Origin of the sequence: Mycobacterium heckeshornense (assembly GCF_016592155.1) — a bacterium.
Lineage (GTDB): Bacteria > Actinomycetota > Actinomycetes > Mycobacteriales > Mycobacteriaceae > Mycobacterium > Mycobacterium heckeshornense.
This window is the reverse complement of sequence record NZ_AP024237.1, coordinates 2,500,032-2,514,472: the sequence shown is the minus strand read 5'-3', so window position 1 is coordinate 2,514,472 and position 14,441 is coordinate 2,500,032. Positions and strand designations below refer to the sequence as shown.

At 64.8% G+C, this 14,441-nt stretch carries 15 protein-coding genes; 4 read left to right on the top strand and 11 right to left on the bottom strand.

What is annotated here, in order from left to right; translation table 11 throughout:
• Positions 1 to 142: 142 nt before the first annotated feature.
• Complete coding sequence (locus MHEC_RS12020; RefSeq protein ID WP_048893071.1) at positions 143 to 658, bottom strand: hypothetical protein; 516 nt, start codon at positions 656 to 658, stop codon at positions 143 to 145.
• 260 nt (positions 659 to 918) lie between these two features.
• Between MHEC_RS12020 and MHEC_RS12015 the strand changes: the two genes are divergently transcribed.
• Positions 919 to 1,236, top strand: a complete 318-nt coding sequence (locus MHEC_RS12015; protein WP_236591484.1) for a hypothetical protein — start codon at positions 919 to 921, stop codon at positions 1,234 to 1,236.
• A gap of 123 nt (positions 1,237 to 1,359) precedes the next feature.
• Here the strand turns inward: MHEC_RS12015 and MHEC_RS12010 are convergent, their stop codons facing one another.
• Positions 1,360 to 2,034 (bottom strand): DUF3060 domain-containing protein, encoded by a 675-nt coding sequence (locus MHEC_RS12010; protein WP_160315068.1) that lies wholly within the window; start codon positions 2,032 to 2,034, stop codon positions 1,360 to 1,362.
• 148 nt (positions 2,035 to 2,182) lie between these two features.
• A complete protein-coding gene (locus tag MHEC_RS12005; protein ID WP_048893069.1) occupies positions 2,183 to 3,661 on the bottom strand; it encodes an APC family permease in 1,479 nt (492 codons plus the stop codon).
• 152 nt (positions 3,662 to 3,813) lie between these two features.
• On the opposite strand from MHEC_RS12005, the gene MHEC_RS12000 reads away from it, so the two are divergent.
• Entirely contained in the window at positions 3,814 to 4,614 is an 801-nt protein-coding gene (locus MHEC_RS12000; protein ID WP_048893068.1) for an MOSC domain-containing protein, read from the top strand.
• Here the strand turns inward: MHEC_RS12000 and MHEC_RS11995 are convergent.
• Together MHEC_RS11995 and MHEC_RS11990 are read right to left on the bottom strand one after the other, a co-directional pair.
• Entirely contained in the window at positions 4,611 to 5,150 is a 540-nt protein-coding gene (locus MHEC_RS11995) for a hypothetical protein (protein ID WP_053094041.1), read from the bottom strand. The genes MHEC_RS12000 and MHEC_RS11995 overlap by 4 nt on opposite strands.
• Before the next feature lie 383 nt (positions 5,151 to 5,533).
• Positions 5,534 to 6,211 carry a DUF4407 domain-containing protein gene (locus MHEC_RS11990; RefSeq protein WP_160315067.1) on the bottom strand — a complete coding sequence of 226 codons (678 nt, stop codon included), beginning with the start codon at positions 6,209 to 6,211 and terminating at the stop codon, positions 5,534 to 5,536.
• 214 nt (positions 6,212 to 6,425) lie between these two features.
• On the opposite strand from MHEC_RS11990, the gene MHEC_RS11985 reads away from it, so the two are divergent.
• Both MHEC_RS11985 and MHEC_RS11980 read left to right on the top strand, forming a co-directional pair.
• Positions 6,426 to 6,989 carry a hypothetical protein gene (locus tag MHEC_RS11985; protein WP_048893066.1) on the top strand — a complete coding sequence of 188 codons (564 nt, stop codon included), beginning with the start codon at positions 6,426 to 6,428 and terminating at the stop codon, positions 6,987 to 6,989.
• A 92-nt stretch (positions 6,990 to 7,081) separates the two neighbouring features.
• Positions 7,082 to 7,510 carry a type II toxin-antitoxin system Rv0910 family toxin gene (locus MHEC_RS11980; RefSeq protein ID WP_048893065.1) on the top strand — a complete coding sequence of 143 codons (429 nt, stop codon included), beginning with the start codon at positions 7,082 to 7,084 and terminating at the stop codon, positions 7,508 to 7,510.
• Positions 7,511 to 7,553: 43 nt separating this feature from the next.
• Here MHEC_RS11980 and MHEC_RS11975 read toward each other — a convergent pair whose 3' ends face one another.
• The 6 genes from MHEC_RS11975 to malQ all read right to left on the bottom strand — a co-directional run bounded on the left by MHEC_RS11975 (position 7,554) and on the right by malQ (position 14,344).
• A complete protein-coding gene (locus tag MHEC_RS11975; protein WP_071700452.1) occupies positions 7,554 to 7,856 on the bottom strand; it encodes a hypothetical protein in 303 nt (100 codons plus the stop codon).
• A gap of 180 nt (positions 7,857 to 8,036) precedes the next feature.
• Entirely contained in the window at positions 8,037 to 8,762 is a 726-nt protein-coding gene (locus MHEC_RS11970; RefSeq protein ID WP_048893064.1) for a hypothetical protein, read from the bottom strand.
• Between the two features lie 185 nt (positions 8,763 to 8,947).
• Positions 8,948 to 10,696 carry a molybdopterin-dependent oxidoreductase gene (locus MHEC_RS11965; protein ID WP_048893077.1) on the bottom strand — a complete coding sequence of 583 codons (1,749 nt, stop codon included), beginning with the start codon at positions 10,694 to 10,696 and terminating at the stop codon, positions 8,948 to 8,950.
• 149 nt (positions 10,697 to 10,845) lie between these two features.
• On the bottom strand, positions 10,846 to 11,319 hold the full coding sequence (locus MHEC_RS11960; RefSeq protein ID WP_048893063.1) for a nuclear transport factor 2 family protein: 474 nt from the start codon (positions 11,317 to 11,319) through the stop codon (positions 10,846 to 10,848).
• On the bottom strand, positions 11,316 to 12,197 hold the full coding sequence (locus tag MHEC_RS11955; RefSeq protein WP_048893062.1) for an LLM class F420-dependent oxidoreductase: 882 nt from the start codon (positions 12,195 to 12,197) through the stop codon (positions 11,316 to 11,318). The genes MHEC_RS11960 and MHEC_RS11955 overlap by 4 nt, the downstream gene beginning before the upstream one ends.
• An 11-nt stretch (positions 12,198 to 12,208) precedes the next feature.
• Complete coding sequence (gene malQ, locus MHEC_RS11950; RefSeq protein WP_048893076.1) at positions 12,209 to 14,344, bottom strand: 4-alpha-glucanotransferase; 2,136 nt, start codon at positions 14,342 to 14,344, stop codon at positions 12,209 to 12,211.
• Between the last annotated feature and the right edge of the window lie 97 nt (positions 14,345 to 14,441).

The following is a 14,441-nucleotide window of genomic DNA, read 5'->3' as shown; positions in this document are numbered from 1 at the left end:
ACCGCCAAACTCCCTCCACCTGCACAAATAGGTAGTGAGCGAAGGCCGGCGAAGGCCCTGCCGGTACCTGGGGGTCAAGTGGTCGCAGGTTCAAATCCTGTCAGCCCGACGCAGGTCAGGTGCGACTGCAACGTGCCGCCGGCTACCTGCGCCAGCGGACGCCAACCCGCGGGTCCGGCGCCAGCGCCGGTGCGGCCCAAGCCGCGGCAGCGGCGGAGAGCACATGCCAGACGCCGTGGAACTGCCACAGGCTGTCCGGCCGGCATAGCGGCGACCTGGAACGCCCGGCGACATAGGCGGCCAGCCCTAGCGTGAAGACCCCGGCCGGTCCTGTCCACGCCGACCACCGTGGCCGGCTTCGGGTCAGGCCCACGGCGTACACCGCTCCTGCGGCGGCGATCGACCAGTCATGGGCGACCTTCGCCCACGACGGTTGGGGCCCGTGGTAGGCGAAGCTGCCCGCCCCGACCACCACAAGCGCAGCTCCGGCGGCCCCGGCCAGCGGCGCCCTGACCCGCGCGGCCCAGCACAGCACGGTCATCCCGGCGACGGCGTAGGCCAGGCTCGTGACAGCCAGGACGGGCTGAGCCAGCGCACCGGTGACGATTCGCTCGCAATCCGACTGACCGAGACCCGTGGACGCGGCCAAGACCAGCATGGCGATCCACCGTAACGCGCTGTGGACGACAGGTGGGCGTATGCCGCCCCGCGAAAGCTTCAGCCCTGCAGTTTTAACTATTGCGTGTCGCGGCTGTGCGCTCAGCAACCGCGACGGGTCGTTTCGGCTTCACCTGAAAACGGTGTCATGACGGCGCTTCTGTGCTTTACCCTCCTTCAGTGCCCGGGAAGAACACCGTCATTGCGGCAACGGCGATACTTCTCTCAGGTTGCGTGCGGTCGAGCGAGCTAGCTGCCACGGTGACGTCGACGGTGCAGCCGGTGATCACCAAAACCGTAACGGTGACCTACACACCACCGGCGACACCGATCCCAAAAACGGTCATGGAAACCGACGGCACATATCGAGTGGGTACCGATATCGTGCTGGGCACCTACCGCTCGGCCGGGCGGAGCAGTGAAGGAGAGTCCGATTGCTATTGGGCCAGGCTGAACAGCCTCAATCCGACCGACATCATCGACAACAACATCAGCACCGGCCCTCAGGTAGTGGCGCTCCAGCCGGGTGACGCGGCGTTTCTGACGCACAGCTGTCAGCCGTGGCAGAAGACAGACTAGACGCTGAAAACGCCTGGCTTACAGGGCAGAACGGGACCACAGGGCCGGATGACACGCCGCACCCGGCAATCAGGCGGTTTCACTGTGGTTACCGCTGTGCCAACCGAGACACTCACCGCCCGGTCAGCCCTGGCTGACGGTAACATCGATCCCCGACTTGTTGATCGTCGGCGTGCCCGAATGATAAATCGTCACAGTGTAGATGCCGCCGGCGTCGATCGTGTCGGCACTGTCGATCGTTACATGGGTGTAGTTGCCTGAAACTTGTAGCCTAAGACAGTGACCGGTGACCGTGAATGTGTTGTTGTTGCCGGACAGATTCAGCGTGCCGTCGTTGCATGAGACGGTTTGCGATCTTCCGTTACCGCCGAGGCTGAGCACCCCACCGCGCCCGACCGTCAGCTCGCTCGGAAAGGGCTGCGGCGCAACAGACGAGGCGCTGGGCCCACCGGTTAACGGAAGCATCGTTGAGGACGAGGGGGGAGAAGAATAGTGGCTCACGTGCGTGAAAATCCGACTCACACCATTTCCCACCGCGATCATGACCACCCAGAAGGCCACCAATATCCAAACCAAGCGCCACCGGGGCAGCGGGCCGCTGCGTCGCCATCGCGGGAAACCTGCGCTGCTGTCTGGCGTTGGTGACGCCGGAGTGGGCGCTACGGGTGGCGTCCGGGGCGTCTCGTCGCTTCTGGACACCGAGATCTGTTGACTACCGAGTTCGGCGGCGCGCGTCTGCTCGGCCAGCTGCCGTTCCAGCTCGGCGATGCGCTTCTCGGGGTCCTCCTGGTCGTCCATCAGCAAATGGTCCCACCAACAAGGTGCCGCCGCAGGAGTTTGCTCGACCGCGCAGGCGACCCGCTCCCCGAAGGACACGGCGGACGCCACGGCAGAGCACATTTTCGGGACTGCCATCAGGCATCGATCACTCGACGCCGCCGACCGATCAGCTATTCGGCGTCGCGATGTCCTCAACAGGTAGTACGGTTGCGATTTCGTCGTTGATGTCGTCATTGAGTGCGCTGTGCCGGCGACCCCACAGCAGATAGAAGATCAGCGCGACCACCAACCACACGCTGAACCCGATCCAGGTGTACCAGTGCAGGCCCGACAAGATATAAACGCACGACGCCACTGACAAGATCGGCGTGATCGGGTACCCGGGCACCCTGAAACCGCGGGGCAAGTCCGGCGCGCGGACGCGCAGGATGATCACTCCCACCGACACCACGATGAACGCGGTCAAGGTGCCAATGGACACTATTTCTGCCAGGTTCTCCAGTGGCACCAGGCCAGCCAACATTGCCAAAACGGCCGCGACGATCAAGGTGTTGCTGACCGGTGTCATCATGCGCGGATTGACCTTTGCGAACGTCGTCGGCAGCAGCCCGTCACGTCCCACCGCGTAAAGGATGCGTGTCTGGCCGTAAATCGTCACAAGAGTGACGGAGAAGATCGAGATCACCGCGCCGACAGCCAAAATTGTGCTGCCGAAGACATTTCCGCTGATGTGCTCCAAGATTGCCGCGAGGTCCGCCTCTTGACCCTTGAAGGCCTGCCACGGTTGCCCGCCGATCGCGGCCACCGCGACAAGCACATAGAAACCCGTCACGATCAACATGGCCGCGATGATCGCCCGCGGCATGGTGTGCTGCGGATCTTTGACTTCGTCACCGGCAGTGGAGACGGCGTCAAGACCGATGTAGGTAAAGAAGATCGTGCCGGCAGCCAAGCTGATGCCTGAGACACCAAACGGTGCGAAGTCGGCGAAGCGTTCCGTTTTGAAAGCGCTGAACGCGATCGCAGCGAACATCAGCAGCACGCCGAGCTTGATCAACACCATGACGGCGTTGGCTTTGGCGGATTCGCTGACGCCGCGGATCAGCAGCGCCGCACACATCGCGACCAAGACGATGGCCGGCAAGTTGACCACCCCAGGATCGGAATCCCACGGCGCCGCGGAAATCGCCTGCGGCAGCCGAAATCCAAAGATGTTGCTGAACAATTTGTTCAAGTACTGGCTCCATCCGACGGCCACGGCGGCAGTTGAGACGCCATACTCCAGCAGCAGGCATGCCGCGACTCCCACCGCGGCGAACTCGCCGAGGATCGCATAGGAGTACGAGTAGGCCGATCCCGACACTGGAACCGCCGATGCCAGCTCGGCGTAGCAGATCGCGGTGAGGCCCGCCGCGATTCCAGCGAGGACGAACGAAAGGACCACTGCCGGACCGGCTTGCGGTACTGACACCGAGAGAATAACGAAGATGCCGGTGCCGACCGTCGACCCGACGCCGAACATCGTCAGCTGGAAGGTCCCCAGACTTCGTCGCAGGTGATCCGAGGCGCCGGGGGCGACCGGTGCGCCGCTCACCGGCCGGCGTCGCAGCATCTGCTGGGCCAAACTGAGCGCCGGCGTCGGCATGGCGCCTCCTCCCCGGAATGGTCTTGAGTATGACCGCGTGCCACCCGTCACGTCGCGAATTCGGGCTGAATGTGGTCGGCAGACCGGGTCGGAGAACGCGCATACTGTGAACCGTGACGACGCGCGGCCCACACCCCGAGGGTCCGGTGCGGATGGAAGTGCACATGCTGTACCGCTACCCGGTGAAGTCGATGCTCGGCGAAAGCCTTGCCAGCGTGTTCGTCGACGAATGTGGCGCGGACGGGGACCGCCGGCTAGCGCTGGTCGACGCCGTGACTGGGCGGATCGCCAGCGCCAAGCAGCCCCGGTTGTGGCGTCAGCTCTTGCAGTTCTCCGCCAGCTGGGACACCGGGGGTGTACGCATTACGCCGCCCGGCGCAGCCAGTGTGGCCGCCGACGACCCCGGCGTCGATGACCTGCTTTCCGGGTTGTTGGGGCGCGCGGTCCGACTGATCAGCGGCCGCCCCCGAAGCGCTACCTTGGAGCGGCCCGACCCGGAGAAGGTGCTCGATCTAGGTGTGGACGCCGAGGTCGAGGCCCGCATCGTCGAGATTGCCGGGGCAACACCGGGCGATTCGTTTACCGACCTCGCCCCGTTGCACGCGATCACGACCGCCACCATCGAGCGCGTCGGAGTTGCTGCGCTACGTTACCGGCCGAATCTGGTGATCGCCACACCACCGGGCTATCCGCCCTACGCCGAAAACCAATGGGTGGGCAGAGAGCTTGCCGTGAGGGAGACCCGGTTACGTGTTCTCAAACCCACATCACGTTGTGCAGTGCCCACTTTGGAACATGGTCCGTTACCGTCAGCCCCCCAGGCGCTGCGCACGTTGATAGCCGAAAACCGCTTGGCAGCACCTGCATCGGCGACGTTGCCCTGCGCCGGGGTGTACCTTTCGGTGCTGACGGAAGGCGTCATTCACATCGGCGACCAGGTGACTCTCAACTAGCTGCCCGCGGCATCGTCCTGTACTGGTGCCGGATCAGGCTCTGGCACAGGAAATTCCGAGCTGATTGCGCCATCAGATGTTGAATCAGCGACAGGAGCTTCAGGTTCCACGACATCGACCAGAATGGCTGCTTGTTCGGGTGCGGGGGCGTCTTCTGCCGGCTCGGCTGCCACCGGCAGAAACATGTGATGGGTGAATTGCGGCTGATACGCGCCCCCACCGCCGATTTTCACGCCACCGCCTTCACCGCTGGACACCGCAGTCCCATCCGGCAGTGTGACCGCGGTGTGGCTGCCATTCCACCCAATCACCAAAGCGCCGGGAGCAGTTCCATACTTAAAGCCGCGAGCTAGCAGCGCGGATTCCTCGTTTCCGGTGTTGAACCTACTTCCGAAAACCGGTCTATCGGTGGCCATATTCGCTACCCACGAAGCCAGTCCAGAACAGTCGGTACCGGCAGGTGAGTCTCCGCCCGCGACATACGGAGTACCCGACACCTGCTGAATAAATGACATCAGCGTAGCTAAAACAAACATGCGCCGGGACATTAACAACACCATCGCCAGACCACCAAAATTTGTGGCGGGACTCACGATTCACTTCTCTTAGTGGCATCGGTTACAAATACCACAAGAAGTCGATAATTGGGTGTGCAGGCAAAAAAGCCTTATACGCCTTAAATTTTCGTTGACACCGGCTATTTCTGCGATGGTTGTTGGATTGTTCTGCAACGTACGAAATATCGTGCTTGCCAAGGTATTCGATGCACTATTCGACTCTTGTCGATTTGTTTGATGACGCGAGCGGTCACGCCGGCTACTGCCCGGGCCACAGCTGGCGCGGACCGTCCGGTGCGCCCAATTCGGCCGGCCCGCCGCCTGATTCCACGTCGCGGGGCGCATCCGATGCCGTCAGCTCGTCACGCGGCTGCGGCGCTCACGGTCACCCTGCGGGTGCGATTGAGCGAAAAGGTAATCTCCTCGACCTCCTCGAACACCTGGCGCGCCGCCCGCAGTGGTTGCGTCGTGGTGTCGACGACACGGGCCTGCTCGACGGCGTTGTCCAGGGCACTGCGTGCCGCGCGTGCCCGGTCGAGGTGGGCCGAGGCCTGCGCGACCGTGGGCGCGGAGTCGGCACGCTGCACGGCCTGCTCGGCGAGACGGCGATCGATCGAACCGGACAACACCGCGAGCCCACTTAGCTCGGCCACCGCAATTCCAACCACGACCGCCACCGCAGCGCGTGCGACCAAGCCCGGCCAGCCGCGGGTCGGGCCGCTCGCAGTGGCGCGTGTCACCGCGCCGACCAGCAGGCCGAAGACCAGCGTCAACGGCAGGATGGCCGGCATCGGCCAGCGCGCCGATGCCCCGACGGCAACCGCGGCGGCCAGCCAAGCCGAACCGGCGCCGAACAGCACGACCAATCCGGCGATCGCCTGGGTGGAGCGCTGATGGCGCTCAGCGAGCTCCGCCCAGTGGCCACCGCCCAGCCAGGCCAGCGCCGGTCCCAATCGCGCTCGGGGAGAGCGGGTTTCAGAATCTTTGTGGGCGCGCATGGAACTGACAAACACCGCCAGGTTCTCGCAGCTGACAGGCACCTGCCGAGGCGAATCGAGGATTGGGGTGGTGGTTGCGAACCCGACCGGAATCGAACCCTGGTGCCGATGTGCCATCGCGGCGGTGCGATGTCCGAATCTTCTTACCGTCCGAGGTCGGTTCGCAGCCGGCGGTCGACACGGTTGAGGGCCAACATGCCCTGGCGTAGGCGGGTCAGCGACCCACAACGCCGACGACATGAGACGGTATGAATTTATGCAGCCCCACAACTACGTGACCTACGAAGAATTCGGTCGCAGGTTCTTCGAGGTCGCTGTTACCGAGGCCCGCGTCGCCGCGGCGTTCAGCCAGATCGCCGGTGAAGAGTTCCAGACCGGCCCGATCCGGCAGGGACCGGGCGGGCTTGCCCGGGTCAGCGCGAACGTCAAGATCCAGCAACCACAAGTGACCCGGAAGCTCGGCCAGCTGATCACCTTCGATATCCGGATTCCGCTGGCCATCGAGATGATCGTCGATTTGCGATTAGACAAGCAGCGGTTCATGGTCGACGGCGAAATCGCCTTGCGCGCCTCGGCGCACGCGGCCGAGCCGCTGCTGCTGGTTATCGACGTGGGCAAGCCGAGGCCGTCGGACATCATGGTTCACGTCGCCGCTACCTCGATCCGCGGTGAGCTGTTGCGGATCGTGGCGGGCGTCGATGGTGAGATTCGCCGCTACATCGCCTGGCACGTCGCCAACGAAATCGACTCGCCGCAATCACAAGCCGCTCAAGTTATCGACGTGGCAGAGCAACTGGCTGCCGCCTGGGACCGCGACTGAACCGCGGCGGCGAGGGGGTTTATCGGGCGGTTCGGGCCGGGTATGCCGACCCGCGTGTATCCGGTAGTGGTGGTTAGCGCACGGGCCACGACGTGGCTCGAGTAGAGGTTTCGACAACATCCGGGCTAGAACCGGCGGCCGCCTGGAAGCTGGCGTCAGATCTAAGCCGGTTCGGGGAGTGGATGACAATTTTCGGCGGCTGGCGCAGCGCTGTTCCGTCAACCATCGAGGAGGGCACCCGCGTGTCGGCGTGCATCAAGGTGAAGGGTTTTCGCAACGTCGTTCACTGGACGGTCACTCGTTACGACGAACCCGAAGTAATTGAACTAAAAGGCCGGGGCCGCGGCGGAATTCGGCTCGCGGTGAGGATGACACTCGCCGACAACCATCCTGGCACCGTGTTTCGTCTGACCGCCGAGATCACGGGCGGTGTGCTCAACGGGCCGCTCGGGGGGCTGGTCGCCCGGGTCGTCAAGTCTGATGTGCACAAGTCGATAGCCAACCTGGCAGCCTTACGCTGAGCGGCTGGCCGCATCGCCCCTTGACGCACATCCGCGCCGTCGCCTAGTTCCGGGGGGTATCACCCGACCGGGGCGTGGGCTGCCGGCGTTCGATGTCGCGTACCCGCCTGCGCTCCGCGGCAAGCCAGGCCAGCCCGGCTGCACTGGCAAGCAGCCCGACGACCACGGCCGCGATGCCGACGCCGACCTGCCCCATCGCCAATGCGGCCACGCAAATCGCCATCGCCACCACACCGGCTCCGACCAAGACAAGCCCGGGCAGCTTCGCCGTGTCTTTTATCGCCTCGCCGGCGTGCGGCCGCGTGGTCCGGTGGTAATCGACCGGGTCCTGTGAGGTTTCTCCCATCAGCTTCTCCCCACTGTCACTGCAATTTTGCCGCCCTAAGCGGTGTTGGGCTGCTACCCAAATTCGGGCCCGGGGAAACGGCTGGCCGCGCGGGTCAGCGCGGGGAAGCCGGGGCTGGATGTGTTGTTCGCGACGGTTGGCCCACGGCCGCACGCAACGCAACCAACCGGTAGCGCCTGGTCAGCGGACGAACGCAAAGCCGCCGGATCTGATCATGCCGATGCTGACGACAAGGCCCCAGGCAGGACCAAGAAGCCACAACACGTTCAGCAGGACGACGAATACCACGTCGCGCTTCGCGTGGCCGGCGAATTGCCGGTTGTAAAGGTAGGCCCAGAAGTAGATCACTGTTCCGTAGAGCTTCTGCCAGAACAGCGCCACGCCGAGAGTGCCCAGCCATCGCGCCGGCAACACGTCATAGGTCATGCCGTAAAGGAATAGCGCCGATGGGATCAGTGTCGAAAACCCGTTGCCGGTGTCGCCCCAGAATCCGAAGGCTTTCTCGCTGGCGTATGCGTCGTCGAAGAGTGCGTAGGTCGCCCATCCGTCGGCCCATCTGCGCGGACGCGGCACTTCCGACCATCGGATCGGCGCGGTGACGAACTCGATGAGACGGTCGAACTCGCGGCCCCGATAAGTCAGCACGTACTCGGCATAGCGTTCCTTGATCAGGTTGATCTGCAGGAACAGCGAGATTTCCAAGAACGTGACCAACACATTGATCCAGAGAAACAGCGCCAGCAGAAGTTGTCCGGTGGTCAGGCCGTAGCGCGAAGTGTGCAGAACCACCGGAACCGCCGTTCCGGCAGCCACACCCGCCACGACCACCATCCACACCCGCAGGAAGCCATGTCCGCCGGTGCTGCGGGCCGCCCGGTTACGGCCTTTGGTCGGATACGAGCACATCGGGATCCCCCATCCGGCATTCGACAACGGTGGGTAAGAGATCCTAATTTTTTGAGATGAGCAGGACCAGCGGGTTGCGAGCTGTTGACTGGTCGGTGCTCGTTGCGAGTGCTACCGCGAAAAGCCGCCGCGGTTGTCCCAACGTGGCTCGGGGCGGACGCGTTGTTACATGCCCGCGCAACGTGTTATAGCGTCTGATGGCGGCCGAAGAACTTGTGATCCTCGCTGTATCCGCCGTAGCCGCTGCCGATTTCGCGGTAGTCAGCGACGAACTCGATGCCCTTGATCCACTTCACCAGCTTGAACCCGTGCTGCAATTCGTTGCGTAGCCGCAGTGGCTTGCCGTGCATGTAGGGCAGCGGCTGGTCGTTCATGTTGTAGGCCAGCATGGTCATGTGATGCGTCATCTGCGCGATGGGATGCGCGTTGTAGTAGATCCCGCCGGTTGCGCCGAGACCCATGGAGTAGAACACCACCCATTTGGCCTCGGGCAGCGGTTTGACGATGTCCATGATCGTCTTCATATGCACGCCACCCCATTTGGCCACACCCGACCATGCCTGGATGCAGAAGTGCTGGCTGATCTGCTCGTGGTAGGGCAGCGCCTTGAGATCGTCGAGCGAGAACTCCATCGGCTGCTCGACGAGGCCGTACACCCGCAGCCGCCAATCGCGGAAGTCGTTCTTCTCCAGCTCCTTGTATTCGACGGTCTCGGGCAGGCGACCGTTGCGCCAGTGATGCGGGGAGATGTCGTCTTCGGTGAAGGCGCCCGGCTTGGGGTCCAACTTCTCCAGCATCCGCTGGAACGGTCCGACGAGCGCATAGCCCACCCGTTGCACCACCCGCGGATGGCGAATGGTGAAGGGAGTGGCCCACACCCACGCCACTGCAGTCACGACCATGGCCGCGGCGAAAAAACAGAAGCCGATCCAGCTGTCGTCGTCGCGGGCGGCGAACATGTGGTTGAGGTTGCGCAGCGCGTCGGTGGTGAACACCAGCGTTACGTGCACAAGGATGAAGAACAAGAAATACACCAGCACCAGGAAGTGCAGTGAGCGCGCATGCTGGATGCTCAACCGCTTGCTGAGCCAATGCACACGCTGCGAAAGTGCCGGTGACATGCCCAGCCCGGTGAACAGCGCGGCCGGCGCGGCGATGAACACCGTGGTGAAGTACGCCAGCACTTGCAACCCGTTGTAGGCCACCCACCCGTTGTCGGTTGGCCAGTGCAAAGACAGGTACTGGATTGCCACTGAGGCGGCGTTGGGGACGACGTCCCAGCTGGTCGGCACGATGTGCCGCCACTGTCCGGTGGCAAACAGCAGCACGTAGAAGACCGCGCCGTTAAGCAGCCACAACACGTCAACGCCCAAATGCCACCACCGCGCCAGGCCGATCGAGTGGCGGAATCCGGGGAGCCCGAAATGCCTTGGCAGCGCGACGGTGTCGGCGTTAGCAGTCCAGTACTCGTCGTCCGGAACGGGTGGGCCCACCCGTAGCCACTCGTCCTTGCCGGGCGTGGCGTTGCGGCTGAAATACAGCCTCGGATGGTCGCAGAGGATCTGGATCCCGGTTCTGATGATGAACATCATCATGAAAAGATTGAAGAAATGGGTCCAGCCAATCCACGCCGGGATGCCGGGCTTGACGCCGTGCGTAGTTGTGCCGGGATAACGCGCAATGAAGTTCTGCACCGCCGGCATGTGGTACAGGCCTTTGCCGATCGCGACCGCTGCGACCAGCAGCGCGAAGCCAATCGGGATCAGCCATAGCAAGTTGAACCACTTGTCTGGGCCCACCCGTAGCTTTGGTGCGGTGGCCCGCCTGGTCAGGTCGAACCCACCGCCGTAGGTCTCCACATCGATGGTGTCCTCGGCGGTGTGTACTTCGCTGCGATAGTCCGGGTCAAACGTTAGCGGGGTGCCGACCGCCAATGCGGTGGCAGTGCCGTTGTGCGCCGGTACACCACCGCCAGCCGAGCCCTTGTGCGCTGGGGCGTCGTTAACGTCTGTCGTCACCCGCGCGAAGATACACTATTACCGCTGTGTGACGTGATTAACATAATGGAAACAACGCCTGGGAGTTAGCTGGGAACGTCGGCCGGGCGCAGTCGTCGCAGCACCCGGGTCTCGATGGCATTGATCGTCAGCACCCGCCGACAGATCCGCCAACCGGCATCGGTGCGCCGATAGTCGTCGTCGTAGCGCAGATGCCACACCACGTCGATGAGCTCCCCACCGCGCTGGTCCCAGTGGTGCGCGACGCACGTGATGCGTCCGCGCGCAGCGTCGGGGTCCGGCCCGGGGTCGTAGACCTCCCCGACAATCGCATGCTCGGTGCGCACTGTCGTAGCGACTGCGGTGATCGCCGCGCCGATAGCGGCCGGTCCGGCGTGACGGAGGACGGGCTCGAGCTTCGCCGGCGGGTCCGGCACCGTCATTTCGGCATCCTGCGTGAAAAGCTCTGCCACCGTGTCGAACTGACGATCATCAATGCCGCTGGCGTAGCGGTGGACCAAATCCGATAGTGCCATCCGGTCGGCTGGACACACGGTCATGGCGACAGCCCCAGCCGTTGCGCGCACGCAGACAGGACGTCTTTGGCCTGCTCGATGTCGTTGATCGCGGGCATGCCCAACACAATGCGGTCGGCGCCCTGATCGGCGAGGCGGCCAGCGCGGTCGGCGTCGATCTTGGTAACCAGATGGCCCAGCGACACCTCCAATGCGCCCGGGTCGCGTCCGACTGCCACCGCTTCCTCGCGCATCAGCGTCAGCAGCGACGCCAACCGGGTGCCGCTGACACCCAGGGGCTGCAACCCGTCACCCAAGCGTCCGGCCCGCTGCGCCGCCGCCCGGCTGTGTCCACCGATGTGCACCGGAAGACGCGCGCCGGCAACGGGTTTGGGATAGCACATCACGTCGTCGAAGTCGAAAAACTCGCCGTGGTGGCTGACGCCACGCGGGTGGTCAGCCCACAGTGCGCGCAGCACCGTCAACTGCTCGTCGGCCCGCCGGCCCCGGGTGGCGAAGGCAGTCCCGCACGCCTCCACCTCTTCGCGCAGCCATCCCACGCCGACGCACAATCGAAGCCGACCACCTGAGAGCACATCGACCGTAGCCGCTCGTTTGGCCAGCACGACGGGATGGTGGTTGGGCAACACCAGCACCCCGGTAGCCAATCCCAGCCGCTCGGTGTGGCCGGCCAAAAACGCAAGCAGCTCAAGGGGATCCGGCACCGGGCAATCGGCGGCCAAATCCACCCGACCAGAACTGTCGTACGGGTAGACGCTGTCATAGCGGGCCGCTAACACGCTGTGTTCGGCGACAACGATCGATTCAAAACCACAGGCCTCGAGGTGCTGGGCGAAGCCCACCATCCACGCCGGGTCCGCGGTGACCCCGGCGGCGACCGGGGCGACCACGGCGACTTTCATGGCACTCGAAGCTAACAGGTGGTGGCGGTAGCTGCCCGCATTGTCTCGGCCAACGCGGCGGCCCGACCGTCGGTGAACACCTCCTCGAGCAGCAACGGCCTGCCGTCCGGCCCGGCCAGCGGAACCCGCCAGTTGGGATATTCATCGGTGGTGCCCGGCTGGTTCTGGGTGCGCCGGTCGCCGACCGCATCGGTCAGCGCCAGCCCGAGCAGCCGCGACGGGGTGCGCCCCAGATACCGGTGCAGAGCAACGACCGTCTCCGCGACAGCGGCGTCGTCACCCAGCAGTCCGACGCGGCGCAACTCGGCGGTCCAGGCGGCCAGTTCCTTGCGATTGGCTTCCAGTTCCTCCTGTACCGGCCGGGTTAACAAACCCAGGGATTCCCGTAGCCGCACATGCTCTCCGGACAGATAGCCGGCGGTTGGGGGCAGGTCGTGGGTCGTGACCGACGACAGGCAGTACTCGCGCCAGCGCTCGGCCGGCAACGGCCCGCGGTCGCCGTCACGGTCCAGCTCGAACCACAGGATCGAGGTGCCAAACACCCCACGGCCCCGCAGATAGTCGCGGACCCACCGCTCGACGGTGCCCAGATCCTCACCCACCACCAGCGCGCCAGCGCGGTGCGCCTCCAGGGCGACAATGCCGACCATCGCCTCGTGGTCGTAACGCACGTAGGTGCCCGCGGTGGGCGGAGCGCCTCGCGGAATCCACCACAGCCGAAACAGCCCGATGATGTGGTCGATCCGGATACCGCCGGCATGCCGCAGCACGGACCGGATCATGGCCCGCAGCGGCTTGTACTCGTGCTCTACCAGGCGGTCCGGCCGCCACGGTGGTTGCGACCAATCCTGCCCGAGCTGGTTGAACTCGTCCGGCGGTGCGCCCGCCGTCACTCCGAGCGCCAACACGTCCTGCAGAGCCCAGGCGTCGGCGCCGTTGGGGTGTACGCCGACCGCAAGGTCGTGCATGATGCCCAGCGCCATCCCGGCCCGCAGCGCCCGCGATTGGGCGGCGGCCAGTTGGTCGTCGAGCTGCCATTGCAGCCACCGGTGAAAATCCACCGCACGGGGATGTTTCGCGACGAAATCGGCGACGCCCGGCCCGGCGGGATGCTGCAGCTCTGGTGGCCACCGATGCCAGTCGGCCCCATAACGCTCGGCCAGCGCACACCAGGTGGCGAAGTCGTCGAGCGCGGCACCTTCTCGGGCGCGAAACGCCGCATAGGCCAACTCGCGGCCCGCCGAGCGCGGCACCCGGTATACCGCTTTGAGCGCCCGGCGTTTAGCCGCCCAGGCACTGTCCCGGTCGATCAGCTCGGATCGATCGGCCCGCCGCTGGGCCTCATGCCGCAGCCGCCAGACCCGGCCGCGCTTGCGCAGGTAGGCAAATTCCGGGATCGCCTCGACGCGAAGGTAAAGCGGGTTGACGAAGCGCCGTGACGCCGGCAGGTACGGCGAGGGCTCCATCGGCGTGGTCGGCGTGGCCGCGTGCAGCGGGTTGACCAGCAGGTAGCCCGCGCCGTGCCGTACGGCCGACCACACGGCCAGGTCGGTGAGATCGCTGAGGTCGCCGACGCCCCAGGAATGTTGAGACCGCACACTATACAGCTGGATGGCCAGACCCCAGGCCCGCTGGTGCCCGAGCCGCTCGGGGATCCCCAGCCGGTCCGGCGTCACGATCACTGCCGTGTTGGCGTCATGTTCGCCGGAACGCAGGTGCAGCCGGTGATAGCCGAGCGGCAGGTCGGACGGCAGCACGAAGCTGGCCTCGCCGATCAAGCGGCCGTCGAGATCGAAGGGTGCGGCGAAGTTGTCGACCTGGCGGAGGTCGCGGCGCGCGGTGCCGTCCTCCAGCTGCAGCCATACCTCGGCCGGATCACCGTGGCTGACGTGTACCCAAAAGCTGGTCTGCGAACCGGCGCGCGCAACGATCGCGGGGGGCAGCGCCCGCGCCCAATACGCACGCTGGTGGGCGTCCAGCGCAGCCCGGCGCTCCTGCTCGGTCGCGGCGGCCACACCGAAGGCGCCGAGTACCGCCACCAACGTGGTCTCCGGAATGGTGATGTGGCGGCCCGCCCAATCCTCGTATTCGGTGGCGATGCCGAACTTTTCGGCGAGTTCGACCAGCGACGGGGCGGGCTCGGGCATGAACCAATCTTGCTTGGCGACCGCGCCCACCGGTCACGCGGGCGCTCGAGAGAGCACGGCCGGTCCACCAAGTTTGTTTGCTTGTCGGACACCTGGC